The 20770-nt window shown below is 69.6% G+C and carries 17 protein-coding genes; 7 read left to right on the top strand and 10 right to left on the bottom strand.

Going from position 1 to position 20770, the window contains the following annotated elements; all coding sequences use genetic code 11:
- Positions 1-5 precede the first annotated feature (5 nt).
- A complete protein-coding gene (locus tag HMPREF3121_RS12285) occupies positions 6-767 on the bottom strand; it encodes a hypothetical protein (protein WP_141742921.1) in 762 nt (253 codons plus the stop codon).
- Between the two features lie 532 nt (positions 768-1299).
- Here HMPREF3121_RS12285 and HMPREF3121_RS01730 point away from each other — a divergent pair.
- Positions 1300-2526 carry an amidohydrolase gene (locus HMPREF3121_RS01730; RefSeq protein ID WP_070519382.1) on the top strand — a complete coding sequence of 409 codons (1227 nt, stop codon included), beginning with the start codon at positions 1300-1302 and terminating at the stop codon, positions 2524-2526.
- Between the two features lie 113 nt (positions 2527-2639).
- On the top strand, positions 2640-4049 hold the full coding sequence (locus tag HMPREF3121_RS01725; protein WP_070519381.1) for an NAD(P)H-quinone dehydrogenase: 1410 nt from the start codon (positions 2640-2642) through the stop codon (positions 4047-4049).
- A 163-nt stretch (positions 4050-4212) separates the two neighbouring features.
- Here HMPREF3121_RS01725 and HMPREF3121_RS01720 read toward each other — a convergent pair whose 3' ends face one another.
- From HMPREF3121_RS01720 to HMPREF3121_RS01705, 4 genes are all read right to left on the bottom strand, one after another.
- Positions 4213-4497, bottom strand: a complete 285-nt coding sequence (locus tag HMPREF3121_RS01720; RefSeq protein WP_070519393.1) for a mycoredoxin — start codon at positions 4495-4497, stop codon at positions 4213-4215.
- Positions 4498-4630: 133 nt separating this feature from the next.
- A complete protein-coding gene (locus HMPREF3121_RS01715) occupies positions 4631-5200 on the bottom strand; it encodes a dihydrofolate reductase (RefSeq protein ID WP_070519380.1) in 570 nt (189 codons plus the stop codon).
- Positions 5200-6027, bottom strand: coding sequence for a thymidylate synthase (locus HMPREF3121_RS01710; protein ID WP_070519379.1), 828 nt, complete (start codon positions 6025-6027; stop codon positions 5200-5202). The genes HMPREF3121_RS01715 and HMPREF3121_RS01710 overlap by 1 nt, the downstream gene beginning before the upstream one ends.
- Positions 6028-6082: 55 nt before the next feature.
- Positions 6083-6841 carry a 3'(2'),5'-bisphosphate nucleotidase CysQ gene (locus tag HMPREF3121_RS01705; RefSeq protein ID WP_070519392.1) on the bottom strand — a complete coding sequence of 253 codons (759 nt, stop codon included), beginning with the start codon at positions 6839-6841 and terminating at the stop codon, positions 6083-6085.
- Between the two features lie 66 nt (positions 6842-6907).
- Here HMPREF3121_RS01705 and HMPREF3121_RS01700 point away from each other — a divergent pair, with 66 nt between their 5' ends.
- Positions 6908-7312: a YccF domain-containing protein gene (locus HMPREF3121_RS01700; RefSeq protein ID WP_070519378.1), complete on the top strand. Its 405-nt coding sequence runs from the start codon at positions 6908-6910 to the stop codon at positions 7310-7312.
- A gap of 210 nt (positions 7313-7522) precedes the next feature.
- Positions 7523-8068, top strand: a complete 546-nt coding sequence (locus HMPREF3121_RS01695) for a lipoprotein LpqH (protein ID WP_070519377.1) — start codon at positions 7523-7525, stop codon at positions 8066-8068.
- 83 nt (positions 8069-8151) lie between these two features.
- Here HMPREF3121_RS01695 and pgi read toward each other — a convergent pair whose 3' ends face one another.
- The 3 genes from pgi to HMPREF3121_RS01680 all read right to left on the bottom strand — a co-directional run bounded on the left by pgi (position 8152) and on the right by HMPREF3121_RS01680 (position 14118).
- On the bottom strand, positions 8152-9786 hold the full coding sequence (pgi, locus tag HMPREF3121_RS01690) for a glucose-6-phosphate isomerase (RefSeq protein WP_070519376.1): 1635 nt from the start codon (positions 9784-9786) through the stop codon (positions 8152-8154).
- A gap of 171 nt (positions 9787-9957) precedes the next feature.
- Entirely contained in the window at positions 9958-12243 is a 2286-nt protein-coding gene (locus HMPREF3121_RS01685) for an Ig-like domain-containing protein (RefSeq protein ID WP_246816030.1), read from the bottom strand.
- A gap of 66 nt (positions 12244-12309) precedes the next feature.
- Positions 12310-14118: an Ig-like domain-containing protein gene (locus tag HMPREF3121_RS01680; protein ID WP_070519372.1), complete on the bottom strand. Its 1809-nt coding sequence runs from the start codon at positions 14116-14118 to the stop codon at positions 12310-12312.
- 548 nt (positions 14119-14666) lie between these two features.
- Between HMPREF3121_RS01680 and HMPREF3121_RS12820 the strand changes: the two genes are divergently transcribed.
- Positions 14667-15059 carry a hypothetical protein gene (locus tag HMPREF3121_RS12820; RefSeq protein WP_070519368.1) on the top strand — a complete coding sequence of 131 codons (393 nt, stop codon included), beginning with the start codon at positions 14667-14669 and terminating at the stop codon, positions 15057-15059.
- A 94-nt stretch (positions 15060-15153) separates the two neighbouring features.
- A complete protein-coding gene (locus HMPREF3121_RS01665) occupies positions 15154-16626 on the top strand; it encodes an NAD-dependent succinate-semialdehyde dehydrogenase (protein ID WP_083291158.1) in 1473 nt (490 codons plus the stop codon).
- Here HMPREF3121_RS01665 and HMPREF3121_RS01660 read toward each other — a convergent pair.
- Positions 16607-17908 (bottom strand): MFS transporter, encoded by a 1302-nt coding sequence (locus HMPREF3121_RS01660; protein WP_070519366.1) that lies wholly within the window; start codon positions 17906-17908, stop codon positions 16607-16609. The two genes, HMPREF3121_RS01665 and HMPREF3121_RS01660, sit on opposite strands and share 20 nt — an antisense overlap.
- A 40-nt stretch (positions 17909-17948) precedes the next feature.
- Positions 17949-18257, bottom strand: coding sequence for a chorismate mutase (locus HMPREF3121_RS01655; protein ID WP_035122059.1), 309 nt, complete (start codon positions 18255-18257; stop codon positions 17949-17951).
- Between the two features lie 54 nt (positions 18258-18311).
- Between HMPREF3121_RS01655 and pcrA the strand changes: the two genes are divergently transcribed.
- Complete coding sequence (gene pcrA / locus HMPREF3121_RS01650; protein ID WP_083291153.1) at positions 18312-20762, top strand: DNA helicase PcrA; 2451 nt, start codon at positions 18312-18314, stop codon at positions 20760-20762.
- The last annotated feature ends 8 nt before the right edge of the window (positions 20763-20770 follow it).

The raw sequence follows: 20770 nt of genomic DNA, 5'->3' as shown, positions 1-20770 counted from the left end.
GCGCTTTACGACGCCTGCCCCCACGTCGTCGCGCCCTGGTTTTGGCGGACCTTGTCGTTTTCCGTGATGAGCAGACCGTCGGGGCTCATCTGGTACTTCCAACCGCCGTTGCGGGCGACGATGCGATCACCCTCGTCGACGATGATCGGGGCCTCGAGCGAGCCCGTTTCGCCGGCGTCGCCGCGGTAGTACTTCGAACCGCCGGGGGTGCGGCACGCGGCGGCGTGGGTGCCGTCGGCGGTGGCCAGGACGGCGAAGGCCTCGTCACCGGCGTGGCAGCGGGCGCGCGTGCCGATCCAGCCGCGTTCGTCGACGTCGCTGCGGCCGGTGCCGAGATCGGGCCGCGGCTCCGAGGTGGGGGAGGAGGACGTCGTCGAGGAGGTGGTCGACGACGTCCGCGACTCGGAGCTGGAGGTGCTCGAGCCGGTGGAGCTGCGGGTGCTGCTGGAGGTGGAGGTGCTCGAGCTGCTGCTGGAGGTGCTCGCGCTGGTCGAGCTGCGGGTGCTGGTCGAGCTGCGGGGGCTGGAGCTCGTGGAGGTGTTGGAGCTGCGGCTCGTCGACGATTTCGGACGCTCGGAGGTGGCCGACGTGTCGGACGTCTCCGTCGGGGCCGGGGCCGGGGTGGGCATCTCCGGCTCGTCGTCGCCCATGGCCAAGTACAAACCCAGCGCGACCGCGACGACGAACATGAGTGCCGTAGCCGTCACGCCGATGGCGATGGCCAGGGTTTTCGTCGTCGTGGTGCCGCGCTTGCCGGAGGAGCTCATGCGCTCATTCTGACACCATCACGGTGCGAATGTGAAAGATGGGGCGGAAGTTGCCGTTTGGGCGCATGTGGCCCGGCCGGCGTCGTATTGTCCGGCGTCAAAACCTCGGACATGGCGGTTAGTCGACAAATGCAGCCACGGTTTTTCTCGTCCTGGGCTTTTACCGACGTTTACTCGGCGTGAGGCTGCATTTGTCGGATTCGCGGCATTCTCCGCGCGCTCCTCCCGGCGAATTCTCACCCTGCCTCCATTCACCGGGGCGCACTCCTCCGGGGCACACTCCTCCGGGGCGCACTCCTCCCGGCGGTTTCTCACCCCGCCTCCATCCGCCGGGCCGCACCCGGCGGCGCGGGCGGGCGAGGTGGAGGCAAGCGTCGTCAAGCACAAGCCGAACCGTCACGCGGCCAACCTCGCGAGCAGCGCCAACGCCACCGCGGGCACGGTGACGGCGACGAAGGTCCGCGGGCCGCGTCCCACCCGGGCGGACCCACCCCGCAAAGCCGGAAACCGGGTGCGCCTACACTCGTAAATCGTGATCGAGGACTTCATTCGGGAATGGTGGACGCGCAACGAAGGCCAGGTGCTCGCCTGGCGCCGGCACTTGCATGCCCACCCCGAGCTGTCCCACATGGAGCACGGCACCACCAAGTTCGTCGCCGACAAGCTGCGGGCCGCGGGGCTGGAACCGGTGATGTTCCCCAACACCGGCCTCATGGTCGACATCGGCGACGCCGACGACCATTCCGGCGCCGCCGGGGAGCGCATCGGTCGACTGGCCTTCCGCGGCGACATGGACGCCCTGCCCATCACGGAGGCAACCGGTCTGTCGTACGCCAGCGTCAACGAAGGCGTCATGCACGCCTGCGGCCATGACTTCCACACCGTGATCACCCTGGCCACGGCCATCGCCATGGCCGAATACCAGCGCGAGCACCCGCTGCCGGTGCCGCTGCGCTTCATCTTCCAGCCCGCCGAAGAGGTCATGGTCGGCGGCGCCCCCGACGTCATCGAATTCGGCGCCCTCGACGGCGTCGAGCGCATCTTCGCCGTCCACTGCGAGCCGAAGCTGCGGGTCGGGCAGGTCGGCGTGCGCGTCGGGGCGATCACGTCGGCGTCGGACACCCTCGACATTCGCGTCGAGGGTCCGGGCGGCCACACGTCCCGCCCGCATCTGACCGCCGACGTGGTCTACGCGCTGGGCAAGCTGATCACCGATTTGCCCGGCTTGCTCAGCCGACGCGTCGATCCGCGCACCGGCACCGTCCTGGTCTTCGGTTCCGTCAACGCCGGCTACGCGGCCAACGCCATCCCCGCGGAAGGTCGGCTGCAGGGCACGATCCGCACCGCCGACATCAAGACGTGGCGCGCCATCGACCCGCTGTTGCGCGAACTCATCGCCGAGGTACTCGCCCCCACCGGCGTCACCCATCGCCTCGACTACGAGCGCGGCGTGCCTCCGGTGCTTAACGACGACTACTGCACCGCCCTGGTCGCCGAAACGGTCCGGCGCGTCGACGAGAACGCGGTCATCGAGGCGCCGCAGTCTTCGGGCGGCGAGGATTTCGGCTGGTACCTCGAGCACGTGCCCGGCGCCATGGCCCGACTGGGGTGTTGGTCGGGGCGCGGCGAGAAGCACGATCTGCACCGCGACGACCTCATCGTCGACGAGCGCTGCCTCGGCGTCGGCGTCCGGCTCTTCGGCGGCATCGTCGCCCGCTACGAAGACGTCGACTCCGACCGCACCGCCGGCATCAGGTGACCGGGTGGCGGTGCATCGGCCGTCGCACCGTGCCGGCGGGGAATGCCCGACCGGCGAAATCCCGCGCCTCCACTACACTGGTGCGGGCACTGCAACGCAATTTTGGAGGACCCGTGACCAAGAGGATCGTGATCATCGGCGGTGGCCCCGCCGGCTATGAGGCCGCGCTCGTCGGCGCCAAGTACGGTGCCGAGGTCACCGTGGTGGAAGACGCCGGAATGGGCGGTTCCTCCGTCCTGTACGACTGCGTCCCCTCCAAGGCGTTCATCGCCGCCACCGGCGTGCGCACCGACATGCGCCGCGCCGACGACATGGGTCTGCGCCCCGATTTCTCGTCCCGCAAGATCGATTTCACCGCCGTCAACGACCGCGTGCGTCACCTGGCGGAGTCGCAGTCGGAGGACGTCCGCGCGCAGATGGAGCGCGAGGGCATCCGCATGCTGCAGGGCCGCGGTCGCCTGGACGACTATGAGCCGGGCCGCATCACCCACTACGTCACCGTCGAGCTGCTCGAGGGTGGCGAGGAGACCATCGAGTGTGACCTGGTGCTCGTGGCCACCGGCGCTTCCCCGCGCATCCTGCCGGGCGCGCTGCCGGACGGCGAGCGGATTTTGACGTGGCGCCAGGTCTACGACCTCGAGGAGATGCCGGAGCATCTCGTCGTGGTCGGTTCCGGCGTCACCGGCGCGGAGTTCGTGTCCGCATTCACCGAGCTCGGCGTGAAGGTGACCATGGTGGCCTCCCGCGACCGGATCCTGCCGCACGAGGACGCCGACGCGGCCGACGCGTTGGAGGAAGTGCTGCTCGAGCGTGGCGTCGACGTGGTGAAGAACGCGCGCTGCGACCTGGTCGAGCGCACCGACGACGGGGGCGTCCGCGTGGTCACCTCCGACGGCCGGGAGGTCATCGGATCCCACGCCCTGATCACCGTCGGTTCCATTCCGAACACCTCCGACCTGGGCTTGGAGGCCGTGGGCGTGGACATGACCCAGTCGGGCCACATCAAGGTCGACCGGGTCTCCCGCACCTCCGTGCCGGGCATCTACGCCGCCGGCGACTGCACCGACCTGTTCCCGCTGGCGTCGGTTGCGGCCATGCAGGGCCGCATCGCCATGTACCACGCGTTGGGCGAGGGGGTGTCGCCGATCCGCCTGCGCACCGTGGCTTCGGCCGTGTTCACCCGCCCGGAAATCGCCACCGTCGGCGTTTCCCAGGCGCAGATCGAGTCGGGCGAGGTCTCCGCCCGTGTCGAGGTGTTCCCGCTGGCCGGCAACCCGCGCGCGAAGATGCGCTCGCTGCGCCGCGGCTTCGTCAAGCTGTTCTGCCGCAAGAACTCCGGCATGATCATCGGCGGCGTCGTCGTCGCGCCGACGGCCTCGGAGCTCATCCTGCCCATCGCGGTGTGCGTGTCCAACCAGCTCACCGTCGCCGACCTGGCCAGCTCCTTCTCGGTGTACCCGTCGCTGTCGGGCTCCATCACCGAGGCCGCGCGCCAGCTGATGGCGCACGACGACCTGGACTAGGACCTCGCGCCTTCGGCCCGCGTACGGGCCCCGTGGGGAAACGACGAAAGCCGCCCGGTTGAACCGGGCGGCTTCGTTCATTGTGGTCGCCGCACGCCTCGATGTCGTTGCGGGGACCTCGACGTGGTTGCCGCCGCCTCGAAAGGTGCCGGGGGGAGTGAACCTACTTCGCCGTCAGCTCGGCGTACTTGGCCTCCACGGCGGAGACGTCCGGGTTGGTGGCGTGAGTGCCGTCGGAGTACAGCACGGTGGGCACGACGCGGTTGCCGTCGTTGACCGACTCGACCCACGACGACAAATCCTCGTGCTTCTCCACGTCCCACGCCTCGAACGGCACGCCGCGCTCCTTCAGGCCGACGATCAGCGCCTGACAAAACGGGCACCAGCTGGTGGCGTAGATGGTCACGGCTTCGGTGGTCTTCGGCAGGGGCGTCTTTTCGTTGCTCATGTTCATGTCAACGCCGGCCGCGGTGGCGATTGTTCCGTTCGGTGGCGTGAGGTGGCGAACATCACTGTCCGCGCGGGCCCGCGGTGTCGTGTGTCTCCTTGGCGACGCGGTGCCCGCGCTACTCGGAGGCCGCTCAGAAATCGTCGTCGGAACGTGGCCGCCACGTGGTGAAGCGAAAACGCGGGCCGCTCGACGACACGGTCCATTCGCCTTTTCGCACCGGCGTCCACCCGAGCAGCTCGGGTGCCCGCACCGGGGTGTCGATCTCGTAGACGCCGTCGACCTCGGTGACCTCGCACTCGTCGGCGAGGCGCAGGGCGTCGCGGTAGACGCGGCCGCCGCCGATGATCCACGCCACGGGCACGTCGCCGAGCAGATCCAGGGCGGCGTCGAGCGAGTGGGCCAACTCCGCGCCGGGGACGTCCTCCGGCGTCAGCGACCGCGACAGCACCACGTTGCGGCGGCCCGGCAGCGGACGGAACCGCTCCGGCAGCGAATCCCACGTGCGGCGGCCCATGATCACCGGCGCGCCCATCGTCGTGGCCTTGAAATGCGCCAGATCCTCCGGGATGTGCCACGGCATCGTCGCCCCGTCGCCGATCACGCCGTCGGAGGTCTGCGCCCACATCATGCGGATGGACGCCGGGCGGCCGGGACGCCGGCCGTCGTCAAGCGAATCCCGCTCCGTGCCGAACCCGGACATCAGACCGACACCTTGCCCCGGATCGGCGGATGCGGGTCGTAGCCGACCACCTCGACGTCGTCGAAGTCGTAGTCGAACAGCGACTCCGCCTTGCGCAGCTTCAGGGTCGGATAGGGGCGCGCGTCGCGGGACACCTGCAGCTCGCACTGCTCGACGTGGTTGTCGTAGATGTGGCAATCGCCGCCGGTCCAGATGAACTCGCCGACCTCCAGGCCCGCCTGCTGGGCGAACATGTGCGTCAGCAGCGCGTAGGACGCGATGTTGAACGGCACGCCCAGGAACATGTCCGCGCTGCGCTGGTACAGCTGGCAGCTCAACTTGCCGTCGGCGACGTAGAACTGGAACAGCAGGTGGCACGGCGGCAGCGCCATGTTCTCCAGCTCGCCGACGTTCCACGCCGACACGATGTTGCGGCGGGAATCCGGGTCGTTCTTCAGCGTCTCCAGCGCGCGGGAAATCTGGTCGACGTGCCGGCCGTCCGGCGTCGGCCACGACCGCCACTGCACGCCATACACGGGGCCCAGGTCGCCGTCGTCGCCGGCCCACTCATCCCAGATGGTTACGCCGCGATCCTGCAGCCACTTGACGTTGGAATCGCCCCGCAGGAACCACAGCAGCTCGTAGATGATCGACTTGAGGTGGACCTTCTTCGTCGTCAGCAGGGGGAAGCCCTCGGACAGGTCGTAGCGGATCTGCCGGGCGAACAGGGACCGCGTGCCGGTGCCCGTGCGGTCGGCCTTCGGGGTGCCGTCGGCGAGGATCTCGCGGAGGAGATCCTCGTACGGGGTCTTCACGGCGGGCTCGGACGGGGGCGTGATCGCGCTCATGCGGCCAAGGGTACCGGCCCGCCGAAAGCGGGTCAGCGGGGCGGTAGGAGGGCGGCTAGAAGTCGCCGTGCTCCTTCTTGTACTCGGCGACGGCGGCGAGGATGTCGTCGGCGATTTCCGGGCGGCAGAAAAGCATGTCCGGCATGAAGGTGTCGACCTGGTTGTACACCGGCTCCGAGCCGTCGAGGCGGGACACGTGCAGACCGGCGGACTTGCACACGCCGACCGGGGCGGCGGAGTCCCACTCGTACTGGCCGCCGGCGTGGATGTAGGCGTCGACGTCGCCGAGCAGCACGTGCATGGCCTTGGCGCCGGCGGACCCCATGTGGACCAGCTCGCGGTCGAGCTTGTCGGCGACGAACGCGGCGACGGCCGGCGGGCGGGTGCGGGAGACCACGATCTTGCCGGACATCGGGCCGGTGACGGCCTTGGCCTCGCCGGTGTGGAAGACCTGGCCGAGGTCCGGCAGGCCGACGGCCGCGTGGACGGGCTTGCCGTCTTCGATCAGCGCGATGTGCACGGCCCAGTCCTGGCGGCCGCCGGCGAACTCGCGGGTGCCGTCGAGCGGGTCGATGATCCAGACGCGGGAGTTGTCGAGGCGATCGCGGTTGTCGGCGGCCTCTTCGGACAGGACGGCGTCGTCGGGGCGGTGCTGCTGGAGAACGCGGGCGATCCATTCCTGCGACAGGGCGTCGCCGGCGTCGCCGAGGACGCGGCCGCGCAGCAGTCCGACGTTGCGGACGCCCTTGAGGATTTCGCCCGTGCCCAGGGCCAGTCGGAGGGTCAGGATGTCGTCGTCGACGTAGGCAGACATGTCTCCGATCATAGGGCGTGCTCGACCACCGCGCCCGGCGTGGTCCGCGCGAATATCCTCGGTGGCATGAAACTCGTGTTGAACCTGATCTGGCTCCTCTTCGGCGGCATCTGGTTGGCCCTCGGCTACGTCGTGGCGGGCATCGTGGCGTGCATCTTCATCGTCACCATTCCGGCGGGCGTGGCGTCGTTCCGCATGGCCTCGTACGCGTTGTGGCCCTTCGGTCGCGTCGTGGTGGACAAGCGGGGCGGCTCGGCGGGGCTGAGCGCGGTCATGAACGTCGTGTGGTTCGTCGTGGCGGGCATGTGGTTGGCCATCGGGCACATCACCACGGCCGCGGCGCAGGCGGTGACCATCGTCGGCCTTCCGCTGGCGATCGCGAACGTGAAGATGATCCCCGTCACCTGCTTCCCCTTCGGCAAGGAGATCGTCGACGCCGATCGCGCCCGCGACGGTTTCTCCCCGTTCTGATCCGGCGCGTGCGGCGGGGGTGGCGCCGGGGTTCGCCATTGCCCGATGGGGTTAACGGCCGTTACCCTGGGGTTGTTCGCGGAGTGAAACGTGTTCCGCACGAAGGCTTTTCGACGAGGGCGTCCGCCCGACCGGTCCCACATCGATAGTCGACGACGAACGAAACCACCGCCGACGAAGAACGACGACGAAGAACCGCGAGGTACGACCATGAAGCTGCGCAACCGCACCGCCGCCCTGCTGGCCATCCCGGCCCTGACCCTGGCCCTGGCCGCCTGCTCCGACGACGACGCCACCGTCGTCACCGACGCCCCGGAGGCCACCAAGCTCTCCGAAGCCGTGTCGGGCGACGACACCGGCGCCACGACCACCACCGACGGCAACGCCACCACCACGACCACCGAAGCCCCGATCGGCCAGAGCGCCGCCGTCGTCCAGGTCGCCGGCGCCGACGTCGACGGTGACTTCACGCCGGTGCGCTGCACCCTCGACGGCGACGAGCTCGACATCGAGATCGGCGGCGACGATGACGGTGCCGGCCACGTCGACATCGACATCAAGGACCCGAACGGCACCCCCGTCCTGGACTCCCTGGACATCGACTCGGCGAACATCGACATCGAAATCGACGACGACAACGCCGACAACGCCGTGGTCAACCGCGACGGCGACACCTGGACCATCACCGGCACCGGCAAGTACGACGACGAGGACCGCACCGACGAAGTCCGCGTCGAGGTCGTCTGCCCGGTCTAAACCACGCCGAACCCGGCATCGGGTGCACGCGAAAACGCCCGCCCCCACACCCGGGGGGGCGGGCGTCGTCAAGCAGTAAAGCCCTACTTGTGCGCGCGGTACCAGGCCAGCAGCGCGTCGGTGGAGGCGTCGCCCGAATCCGGCTCCGCCTCGCCCGTCACGGCCGGCAGCAGGTCGCCGGCCTGCTTCTTGCCCAGCTCGACGCCCCACTGGTCGAAGGAATTGATGTCCCAGATGACGCCCTGCACGAAAGTGATGTGCTCGTAGAGGGCGATCAGCGCGCCGACCGCGGCCGGCGTGAGCTCCTCGGCCAGGATCGTCGTCGACGGACGGTTGCCCGGCATGACCTTGTGGGGGATGAGCTCCTCGGGCACGCCCTCGGCGGCCAGCTCCTCCTCGTCCTTGCCGAACGCCAGCACCTTCGACTGGGCGAAGAAGTTCGACATCAGCAGATCGTGCATCGAACCCGTGCCGTCGGCCGTCGGCAGATCCTGGCGGGGGCGGGCGAAACCGATGAAGTCCGCCGGCACCAGGCGAGTTCCCTGGTGCAGCAGCTGGTAGAAGGCGTGCTGGCCGTTGGTGCCCGGCTCACCCCAGTAGATCGTTCCGGTCTCGCAGTTGACCCACTCGCCGTGGCGGCGCACCGACTTGCCGTTGGACTCCATGGTCAACTGCTGCAGGTACGCCGGGAACCGCGACAGGTCCTCCGAGTAGGGCAGCACCACGTGGGAGTCGGCGCCCAGGAACTCGCCGTACCAGAGGTCCAGCAGGCCCATGAGGACCGGCACGTTGCGCTCCAGCGGGGTGTCGAGGAAGTGTTCGTCCATGAGGCGGAAGCCCTCGAGGAAGCGCATGAAGTCCATGGGGCCGACGACGGCCATGATGGACAGGCCGATGGCCGAATCGACGGAGTAGCGGCCGCCGACCCAGTCCCAGAAGCCGAACATGTTGTCAGTGTCGATGCCGAACTCGGCGACCTTCTCGGCGTTGGTGGACACCGCGACGAAGTGCTTGGCCACCGCGGCCTCGTCGCCCAGCTTCTCGATGAGCCAGCGGCGGGCGGCGTGCGCGTTGGCCAGGGTCTCCTGGGTGGTGAACGTCTTCGAGGCGACGATGAACAGGGTCGACTCCGGGTCGAGCTCGTCGAGCACCGCCTGCAGGTCGGACGGGTCGACGTTGGAGACGAAACGGGCGTCGATGCCGGCGGTGGCGTAGGTGCGCAGCGCCTTGGTCACCATCGCCGGGCCCAGGTCGGAGCCGCCGATGCCGATGTTGACCACGGTCTTGATGGTGCGGCCGGTGTGGCCGAGCCAGTCGCCGGAGCGCAGGGCGCGGGTGAAGTCGCGCATCCGGCCCAGCACGTCGTGCACGTCGGCGGCGACGTCCTGGCCGTCGACTTCCAGGTCTTCGTCGACGGGCAGGCGCAGGGCGGTGTGCAGCACCGCGCGGTCCTCGGTGTTGTTGATGTGCTCGCCGGCGAACATCCGGGTGCGGGCGCCCTCCACGTCGGCGGCGCGGGCGACGTCGACGAGGGCGGCCAGGGCTTCGTCGTCGATGAAGTTCTTGGACAGGTCGACGAGCAGCCCCGCGGCATCGAAGGTCAGCTTCTGCGCCCGGTCCGGATCCTCTGCGAACATTCCGCGCAGATCCCGCTCGATGATGCGGTTCTGCTGTGCCTCGAGCGCCTCCCACTGGGGGGTGGTGGTGATGTCCGTCATGGGTTTCTCCAGCTCCTTCGATGTGGCAATCGGACCGCCACCAGCCTAGTTGCGGTTGGTGCGGCGTGCGGGGTGAGGAACGCTCACCCGGGGGTCGTCGCGTGACGACGAGCGCCCCGCCTCATGGTGAGGCGGGGCGCGTCGGGTGCTGCGGGGTTGCGCTGCGGGGTGCTAGATGGCGTGCAGACCGAAGATCGACATCAGGAACGTGCCGATGATCCCGAGGCTGCCCAGGAAACCGATGACCGAGGCGAGGAAGCCGCCGGAGCTGGAGCCGGAGGAGCCCCAGGAGCCGGAGCCGTCGCCCGGGTTCGGGGACGGGTTGTCGCCCGGCTCGTCGCCGGGGTTGTCGCCGGGCTCGTCGCCCGGGTTGTCGGCCGGCTCTTCGATGACCACGTCATGCTCGCGGACGTCGAGGGTGACCGGGTCGGACTCGGACGGTTCGAGCACCTCGGTGATGACGCCCTCCCCGTCCTTCTTCTCCTGGCCGTTGAACACGGCGCGGATCTGGTGCTCGCCGCGCTCGGCGAAGCGGTGGTCGAGGACGGCTTGGCCGGTGGCGGGGTCGACCGGGGCGGTGCCCAGGAAGGTGTCGCCGTCGAAGAAGGACACGGTGGCGCCTTCCTCGATGGCGGAGTCGCCGGCGTCGACGGTGGCGATGAAGCGGATGAGGTCGCCGGTGAGGACCTCGGTCTCCACGTCGACGTCGGGACGGGTGTAGGTCAGGTCGGTGGTGGTGTCCTGACCGGCGGGGGCGGCGACGGTGAGCACGGCGGCCTCGGATTCGGCGCGCGGGTAGACGCGTCCGTCGACTTCGCGCTTTTCGACGAGCGCGGTGATGTGCTTCGGGCCGGCGGCGTCGAAGGAGTGCTCGATGGTGGCGACGCCGTCGGCGCCGACTGTGGCGGTGCCGATGCGGATTCCATCGGCGCGGAAGATGACTTCGGTGCCCTCGGGGATGGACGGGGTGGCGGAGTACTTCGCGGTGATGGTGGTCTGGCGGCCGACGAGGACGCCGTCGTCTTCCAGCTCGACGGCGATGGAGGTGCGGGACACCGGGGCGACGTCGACGTCGGTGGTCGCTTCGGCGCCGGTCAGTTCCTGCGTGTCGGTCTCCATGTCGGAGACCACGGCGCGGAAGGTCAGGGTGGCCTTCTCGTCGGGGACGGAGACGGTGGTCGCGGCGACGCCGTCGACGACGGTTGCGCGGCCGACTTCGGCGTCACCCTGGTGGAAGACGACCTCGACGCCCTCGGGCAGGGTCTTGCCGTCCTCGGCGCCGACGGAGGCACGCAGCTCGACCGGGACCCGGCCATCGGCGGCGTCGTCGACCTTGACCGTGCCGGACAGGGACACGGTCGCCTGGACCTGTTCGCGCGGCGTCGGGGTGACCGTGACGGAGGTGGTGTCCTCCGACGGGTTCGTCCGGCCCTGGACGCCCAGGTAGCGGGCGGTGGCCCGGTACGGCACCGGGTTGCGGTCGTCGAGCTCCGGGTAGGTGTGCGTGGTGGTGGCCGTGCCGTCGACGACGGCGACGGTGGCGCGCGGGGAGCCGTCGCCGAAGTCGAACTCGACCTCGCCTTCGGTGACCGGGGTGCCGTCGACGTGGGTGACGTTGGCGGTCAGGGTGGTCGGGCCGGAGCCGGTGACCACCTCGAGGTCGGTGGAGGTTTCGGCGAAGTTCGTCTCGGTGCCGCGGGCGACGACCTGCGTGGAGGTCAGGGTGCGGCCGGCGGCGGCCGCCGAGCAGTACACGGCGTCGGCGACGTTGGCGCGGGCAAGCATCGACATGGTGTTGTCGCGGTTGTCGCGGCTGGCCGGACCCGCGCCGGTGCCGGCGCCGCGCAGGCCGGTGACGATGGTCGCGCCGGCGGTGTCCGGCGCGGTGACGTCGAAGGCGATCTGCGGGAAACGCCACTGCTTGTGTCGGTCGACCTGCAGGCCGACGCGGGAGGTGAACGGCCCCCAGCTGTCGCTTTCGTTGCCGCCGTTGTTGACGGAGTGACCGCCGTCCCAGATGCGGGCGAACTCGCCGTTGGCGTCGGGGGCGCCGGAGGCGTTGACGCGCTGGACGACCGGATTGTTGTTGAACCCGGTGCCCGCGCCGGAGATGCGCAGGTTGGAGATCGCGACGCCCTCGGGCAGCTTGACGTCGTACTTCATGCGGCCGGTGTCCTTGTCGCCGGTGGCCATCTGGCCCGGCTGGAGCTTCACCGTGAAGGTTTCGCCCGGGTGGACCTGCTGCGGGTACTCGACGGTGACGTTGTCGGGGGACAGGGTCAGGTAGGAACCGTTCGAGAAGGCGCCCCTGTGCTCGACGCACTCCTGGGCGATGCTCTTGGTTTCGGTGACGGGGGCGGCCAGGGCGTCATCGCCGCCCGGCAGGGTGATCAGCCCGACGGTCAGCGCCGTGATCGCGGCGGCCGCCAGCGGCAAGCGGAAAGTCTTGGTTTTCACGTCCAATGTCCTTGTCTGGGTGCGAACCGGGTCTGGGTGTGAACCGGGGTTTCGGGATGGGCCGGGTCAGTTCGCGGCGGCCGCGGACTCGGCTTCTTCCTGGGCGTCGCCTTCTGCGGGGGCGTCGGGCGTGGTCTCGGTCGGGGATTCGGCCGGGGCGTCGGTCGGATTCTCGGTCTCGGCCGGCGCGACGTCGTCGGTGCCGGGTCGGTCCGAGGATCCGTTCGGCGAGCCGTTGGACGAGCCCAGGGTGCCCGGCGTCAACTTGCCGGTGAACAGGTCGACGATGAACTTCCACAGGCGCTCGAAGAACGACCTGATGTCGGAGGAGCCGGTGCCCGGGTTGGACGGCAGGTCGCCGCCGGTGTTCGGGTTCTCGTCGGTGCCGCCGTCGGTCGGCGGGATCTCTCCGTTTTCGTCGGTGATGGTCACCGTCGCGGTGCCGGCGCCCAGGGCCTTGCCCTCGGTGCCGACGAAGGTGCCCTCGAGGGTCTTCACGCCCGGGGTGGGCCAGACCATGTCGAAATCGGCGATGCCGCGCACGACCGGGATGCGGACCTCGGCGCCGTCCTTCATGACGGGCTTGCCGTTGTTGGTCAGCGTCAGGAACCCGGAGACGGCCGACTTGTCGCCGGTATTCGGGGTGACGGTGGCGCGGAAGGTCTGCTGCTCGCCGATGACGCCCGTGTCCGGGCCGACGAGGTCCACGGTGACGGAGTCGTAGGCCGGTGCGGTGACGGTGACGTCGATGCTGGTGCGCGCGGCCTTCGCCGTGCGCGGGTCGGCCGGGGTGAACTCGACCGGGACGGTGTAGTCGCCCTCGCGCGGGAAGACCAGCGGCAGAGTCGCGGTGCCGGTGGCGGCGTCGACGTCCGCGGTGATCTTCCGGCCGTCGACGGTGGCGGTGACGACGCCCGCCGCGGCCGGATCGACGGTGACGGTGGTGGGGGCCTCGACCATCGGCTCGACGTCGGTGGGCGCCTGCGCGGTGATCACGGTGTCGCCGGCGGCGACGACCCGCAGGGTGCCCTCGGCCTCGGCCGGGGTCTGGGTGTCGTCGGCGGGCACGAATCGCGCCTTGACGGGGAACTCGCCGCCGCGGTCGGGGATGACCTCGAGGCTGGCGACGTTGTCGGCGACGTCGACGGAGACGTCGCGGCCCTCGACGGTGAAGATCACCTCGCCGGCGGCGACGTCGGTGTTCTCCGCCGGGGTGATCCGGGCCGTCAGGGTGACGGACTCGCCCGGGTGGACCGGGTTGTCCAGGCCGTCGAGCTCGAGGGTGGTGTCGGTGACCGCGGTGACCTCGACGTCGGTGGTGGTCTTCGCCGGGGCGAAGGGCGAACCGGTGGTCGGGCGGTACTCGGCGGTCAGGGTCTGCGCGCCGACCGCGGTGCCGGTGGGCACGGAGGCGGTGGCGGTTCCCTCGACGACGTCCGCGGTGACTTCGGCGCCTTCGCCGATGCGGAAGGCGACGGTGCCGGTCGCGCCGGGCTCGACGGTGGCGGTGGCCTCGACGTGGCCGCGGGCCGGGGCGGATTCGGCCGCCGTGACCGCGAGGTTGGCGGAGCGTCCGGCGACGGTGACGGTGCGGGTGGCGGACGAGGCGGTGTGGGCCTCGGCGTTGGCGGGGGTGAACGAGGCGGTGACCTCGTAGTCGCCGGCTTCGGGGAACGTCAGCTCGCCGGTGGCGGTGCCGTCGACGACCTCGACGGGGCCGGTGGAGTGCTCGCCGGAGGAGAACGTGACGGTGCCGGCGGCGTCGGTCGGGGCGACGGTCGCGGTCAGGGGCACCGGGGCGCCCGCGAGCGCCTCGGTGACCTCGCCGAGTTCCAGCGAGGTGTCCGCGGCCGCGGGCTTCGGGTTGACCTTCACGGTCGCCAGCCGGGTGGCGCGGGGGGTCGATGGGGGCGGTCTCCGATGCGCGCGGCGAGCACTGCGTAGGTGCCCAGACCTGGCCGACGAAGGGAATTCGCGAGGTCTGCGCGTTCATGGTGAGGAAGTTTTCGTCGGCGCCGAAGTTTCCGGCGGCGCCGGCGGTGCGGACGCCGAAGTTCTTGTCGCCCTCGGCGTCGGCGCGCAGCTTCAGCTGGATCACCGGGAACCGCAGGTCGATGTGCGAGCCGGTGATGTCGTAGCGGATGCCGCCGTGCGAATTCTTGCTGGAGTTCGGGCCGTTGCCGATGGTGGCGTTGTCCGCGCTGGTCAACCGGAGGATGCGACCGTTGGGGTCGACGTTGCCGGATTCGTTGACCTGCAGGACACGGAAGCCCTTGAGGTTAGCGTCGGACTCGTCGATCTCGGCGCCGGTGAAGGTCACGCCCTCGGGCAGCGCGAAGTCGAGCTTGAGACGCGACGCGGATTCGAGCCGCGCGCCCAGGGGCAGCGACGGGACCTCGACGCTGACGGGGTCGATGGAGTAGGTGGTGCTGAATTCCTCGCCGATTTCGACGTCGGTGGGTGCGGTGACGTTGACGGAGACGTCCTCCGCGCTGAAGACCTGCGGGCCGGCCGCGGAGGTGCTTGGCGTGGCCTTGCAGGTCAGCGACATGGACGCGGTGTTGGTGACTTCATCCGCGATTGCCATGGGCAATACGACGAAGCCCGCGACGGCCACTGCTGCGGCCGATGCGAATGCGGTGAACTTGCGCATGCTCATCCTTGTGGGGTGGGGGATGCGGGGAGTGGTGGTACTGCGGTGTCGTACGGCCACCGTGTGTGCCTTGGAGGAGCCTAAGAGGGGCATAAGCGTTGCGCTCGCCGAGAGCGTAACGGTTACCCCCGAAGTGTCAATGCTTTCCCGGGATGAACCGTGACCGTTCATGGGTTTAATTGACAGTGGTCGCCGATTCGTTTCATGTCGCCTCCGCATCGTCGACAAAACCGTTTCCCCGGCGCACCATGGGCGGCATGGGACTTTCAGTGAACGACATTCTTTCCGGTGCCCCGACGCAGCTTTTCCTGGGCGGCGGATTCCGCGACGCCTCCGACGGCGGCACGTTCGAGGTCCGCGATCCCGCGACCGATCGCGTGCTCGTCGAGGTCGCCTCCGCGACGGAGGCCGACGCTCGCGCGGCCCTCGACGAGGCGTGCGCCGCACAGGCCGAGTGGGCGGCGACCGCGCCCCGCGAGCGCAGTGAAATCCTGCGCCGTGCCTTCGAACTCATCAAGGAGCATGACGACGAGCTGACGTATCTCCAGTCCCTCGAGATGGGTCGGGCGCTGCCGGATTCCCGCGCCGAGGTGACCTACGCCGCCGAGTTCTTCCGCTGGTTCTCGGAGGAGGCCGTGCGTCTGCGCGGCGATTACCGACGCTCGCCGGACGGCCGTTCGCGGATCGTCACGGTCCGCCAGCCGGTCGGCCCGGTGCTGGCGATCACCCCGTGGAACTTCCCGTTGGCGATGGGCGCCCGCAAGATCGCGCCGGCGTTGGCGGCGGGCTGCACCATCATCGCCAAGCCCGCGTCGAAAACCCCGCTGACCATGCTGTACCTGGCGAAGTTGCTGGATGAGGCCGGTGTTCCGGCCGGGGTGGTCCAGGTGCTGCCGACCGGCTCGGCGAAGAACGTCTCGGCCCTGCTCGACGACGATCGCCTGCGCAAGTTCACCTTCACCGGCTCCACCGAGGTCGGTCAGATGCTGGCGGCGAAGGCGATGGAGACCTCCATGAAGGTGTCGCTGGAGCTCGGCGGCAATGCCCCGTTCGTGGTGCTTTCCGACGGCGACGTGGACAAGGCGGTCAAGGCCGTGAAGGCGGCGAAGCTGCGCAACGGCGGGCAGGTGTGCATCGCGCCGAACCGGTTCATCGTCCACGAGTCGCTGGCGGGGGAGTTCACCGAGGGCGTCGTCGCGATGTTCCGCGAACTGACCGTCGGCCGCGGCACCGACGAGTCGACCGAACTCGGCCCGTTGGCCATGCGTGACCAGCAGCGGACCGTCGCAAAGCTCGTGGACGACGCCATCGAACGCGGCGCGACGGTGCGCTGCGGCGGCACGATTCCCGTGCTTTCCGACGAACTGTCGGACGGCTACTTCTACGACCCCACGGTGCTCACCGGATTCCCCCTCGACGCCGACATCGTGACCGAGGAGATCTTCGGCCCCGTCGTCGCGGTCACCGAGGTCGGCAGCGACGAGGAGGCCATCGAACGCGCGAATGACACGATCTTCGGCCTGGCGGCCTACGTGTTCAGCGAAAACCTCACCCGCGCGTTGGGCGCGGCCGAAGCCATCGAATCCGGCATGGTCGCCGTGAACAAGGGCGGGCTGTCGGACGCCTCGGCGCCCTTCGGCGGCGTGAAGCAGTCGGGCCTCGGCCGCGAAGGCGGCTTCACCGGCATCGACGAATTCCTCGAGGACAAGCTCATTTCGCTCGAGGGGTAGGGGCCGGGGCGGCCGGAGTCTTCGGCACCAGCGCGAAGAGGACCATGCCGACCACCAGCACCAGGGCGATGCCGCCGATGCCCGCGCGGTCGGTGCCGAAGACGGCGACCATCGCTGCGAACGCGGCGGGAGCCATCCAGCTCACCGCCCGGCCGGTGGTGACGTAGAGGCCGAACATCTGGCCCTCGCGTCCCTCCGGGGCGATGCGGGCGAGATACGACCGCGCCGCCGACTGGGCGGGACCGACGAACAGGCACAGCACCAGGCCCAACGGCCAGAACCAGCCGGGGCCGTCGACGAAGAGCAGCGCCAGCGACGTGACCACCATCAGGCCCAGCGACCACAGGATCACCGGGCGCGGGCCGATGGAGTCGTCGAGGAAGCCGGCCGCCAGCGCGCCCAGCGCCGAGACGACGTTGGCGGCGATGCCGAAGAGCAGGACATCCGAGGGGGACAGGCCGTAGACGGTCACCGCCAGGATCGCCCCGAACGTGAACACGCCGGCCAGGCCGTCGCGGAACACCGCCTGGGCGACGAGGAACTTGATCGACCGCGGATCTTCGCGCCACAACTGGCGCAACTCGCCGAAGAGGCGGCGGTAGGAATCCGCGTAGCCGGAATCGACCGTCGCATCCGGCTCGATCTCCGGCACGCGGAAGAACGTCGGCAGCGCGAAGACCAGGAACCACGCGGCCGCGACGAGCGCCACCACCCGGACGTTCATTCCGTCGTCCGTCGGCAAGCCGAACGCGCCGCCGTCGCCCGCGATGAAGCCGACGTAGCAGATCAACAGCAGGAAAATCCCGCCGAAATACCCCGCCGACCAGCCGATGCCCGACACCCGGCCCACGGTGTCCGGCGTGGAGACCTGCCGCAGCATGGCGAAGTAGGAAACCTCCGCGAACTCGAACGCCACCGAGGCGATCGCCATGACGACGATGCCCGGGAAGAAGAACGCCGGCTCGTTTTCGACGAAGAACAGCGAGGCCATCAGCGCGACGACCACCAGCGTCCACATGGTCATCGACCGCCGGCGCCGGCCCCGCGCATCCGCCCGACGGCCCTGGACGGGCGCGACGGCGGCGATGACGAAGCCCGCGGCGGCCATCGCCCAGCCGTACCAGGACGACGCCGGGATCGAACCGCCGATGTCCGCCCCCACCGACTCGGTGAGGTAGACGGAATAGATGAACGTGACCATCACCGCGTTGAACGCGGCGGAACCCCAGTCCCACGACGCCCATGCGGCGACGGTGGCGCGGTCCGTGCGAGAGCTGCTCATGTTCCCCAGGCTAACTACCCGGGGCGGAAGGCGGGCCGGGTCAGCCCAGGCGACCGCGGCCCATCCGCAGCAGGGCGGTGGCGATCGCCGGGCCCTCGGGGCCGAGGGCGTCGCGGAATTCGTTGATGATCTGCACCTCGCGGGTGTGCACCAGACGCGTGCCGCCGGAGCCCATGCGGGTCTTGCCCACGGCCTTGCTCACCTCGGTGCGCCGCCGGATGGCGTCGATGATGAGCGCGTCCAGACGGTTGATTTCCTCGCGGTACTTCTCGATCTCGGACGAGCTCAGCGGATCGTCCGTGCCGGTGGGCGTGCGGACGTCGAAGGTGGAGATGAGGTCGTCGGTCATGCGTTCCATTCTGCCAAATCCGCCATCCGGGGGCTGGGCTAGGCTTGGCCCATCATGGTTGATTCCTTCGGTTTTGCCTCCTCCCGCCCCGATCCCGCCGTCCCGGGCCGGGCCCCCGCGGCCTTCGGCGCGACGTCCGCCCCGGCGGATTCGCGCGATGCCTTCGGGTCACGCGATGACCTGCTGGAGGGCCTGAACCCCCAGCAGCGGGCGGCGGTGCTGCACTCCGGGCGGCCCCTGCTCATCGTCGCGGGCGCCGGGTCGGGCAAGACGGCGGTGCTCACGCGCCGCATCGCCCACCTCATCGGCGCGCGCGGGGTGCACCCGGGGCAGATCCTGGCCATCACCTTCACCAACAAGGCGGCGGCGGAAATGCGCGAGCGCGTCGAGGCGCTGGTGGGGCCGGCGGCGCAGCGGATGTGGGTGGCCACGTTCCACTCGACGTGCGTGCGCATCCTGCGCATGCAGCACGCGCTGGTGCCGGGGCTGAACTCCAACTTCTCCATCTACGACGCCGACGATTCGCGCCGACTGCTGTCGATGATCGCCCGTGACATGGACCTGGACGTGAAGAAGTTCACGGGCCGGGTGCTGTCGAACCGGATCTCGAACCTGAAGAACGAGCTCATCGGCCCGGAGCAGGCGGCGACGGATGCGGAGGTCACCCGCAATCCGTTCGACGAGGTCGTGGCGCGCGTGTACCGCGAGTACCAGGTGCGCCTGCGGGCGGCGAACGCCCTGGATTTCGACGACCTCATCGGCGAGACGGTGCGCATCTTCCGCGAACACCCGGAGGTGGCGGAGTACTACCGCCGTCGGTTCCGCCATGTGCTCGTCGACGAGTACCAGGACACCAACCATGCGCAGTACGCGCTGGTGTCGGCGCTGGTGGGCAAGCCCGGCGGCGACGTTCCGCCGAGCGAGCTGTGCGTGGTGGGCGACTCCGACCAGTCGATTTACGCGTTCCGCGGGGCGACCATCCGCAACATCGAGGAGTTCGAGGAGGACTACCCGGACGCCGAGTCGATCCTGCTGGAGCAGAACTACCGGTCCACGCAGACGATCCTGTCGGCGGCCAACGCGCTGATCGCCCGGAACGAGAATCGCCGGGAGAAGAAGCTGTGGACAGACCTCGGCGAGGGCGAGAGCATCAAGGGCTACGTGGCCGACAACGAGCACGACGAGGCCCGTTTCATCGCCAACGAGATCGATGACCTGGTGGATCGTCGGCAGGCGACGTACTCGGACATCGCGGTGTTCTACCGCACGAACAACTCGTCGCGCCCGCTGGAGGACGTGTTCATCCGCATGGGCGTGCCGTACACGGTGGTCGGCGGCACGCGCTTCTACGAGCGGCGCGAGGTCCGCGACATCGTGGCGTACCTGCGGGTCATCGCGAATCCGGACGACGACGTGTCCATGCGGCGCATCATCAACACCCCGCGCCGCGGCATCGGCGACAAGGCGCAGTCGCATGTGGCGCTGCACGCGGAGGACACGGGCACGTCCTTCGGGGCGGCGCTGCGGGCGGCGGCGCGCGGCGAGGTCGCGTTGGTGGCGGCCCGGTCGCGCAATTCGATGAAGGGGTTCGTCGACCTGCTCGACGGCATCGCCGCGGACATGGACTCCGGCGACATCGGGGACATCGGCGACCTGGTGGAGGCGGTCCTCGACCGCACGGGGTACCGCGCCGAGTTGGAGCGGTCGTCCGACCCGCAGGACGCGACGCGCCTGGACAACCTCAACGAACTCGTGTCGGTGGCCCGGGAGTTCTCGGCCGAGGCGGCGTTGCGGGAGGGCATGGAGGAGCTTGACGACGCCTCCCCGGACGACGGGCAGCCGGAGCCCGGGAGCCTGCAGGCGTTCCTCGAGCGGGTGTCCCTCGTGGCGGACGCGGACCAGATCCCCGACGACGACCGCGGGGTGGTGACCCTGATGACGCTGCATACCGCGAAGGGCCTGGAGTTTCCCGTCGTGTTCGTCACCGGCTGGGAGGACGGCCAGTTTCCGCACCTGCGGGCGATGGGCGACCCGAAGGAGCTGGCGGAGGAGCGGCGTCTGGCCTACGTGGGGCTGACGCGCGCCCGCAAGCGCCTGTACGTGTCGCGGGCGCAGACGCGATCGTCGTGGGGCACGCCGCAGAACAATCCGCCGTCGCGGTTCCTCGGCGAGATCCCCGGCGAACTGATCGAGTGGCTGCGCGAGGAGCCGGCGACGTCGTGGGGCGGCGGGGCGGCGTTCGGCCGGAGCTCCCGGGCAGGCGGCGGTTTCGGCCGCACGGGACGGTCCACCGCAGGTGTCGGTGGCGGGTCGACCGGCGGCCGCACGAAGAACACGCAGCTGCAGCTCGCGGCGGGCGACAAGGTCGTCCACGACAAGTACGGCCTGGGCACGGTCCTGTCCGTCGACGGCGTGGGCCCGCGGGCGACGGCCACCATCGATTTCGGGTCCGCCGGCAAGGTCCGCCTGATGCTGATCGGCGGCCTGCCGATGGAGAAGCTCTGACCCGAGGG

This window comes from Corynebacterium sp. HMSC11E11 (assembly GCF_001807025.1).
Classification (GTDB): domain Bacteria; phylum Actinomycetota; class Actinomycetes; order Mycobacteriales; family Mycobacteriaceae; genus Corynebacterium; species Corynebacterium freneyi.
This window is presented reverse-complemented; position numbering and strand designations above follow the sequence as displayed.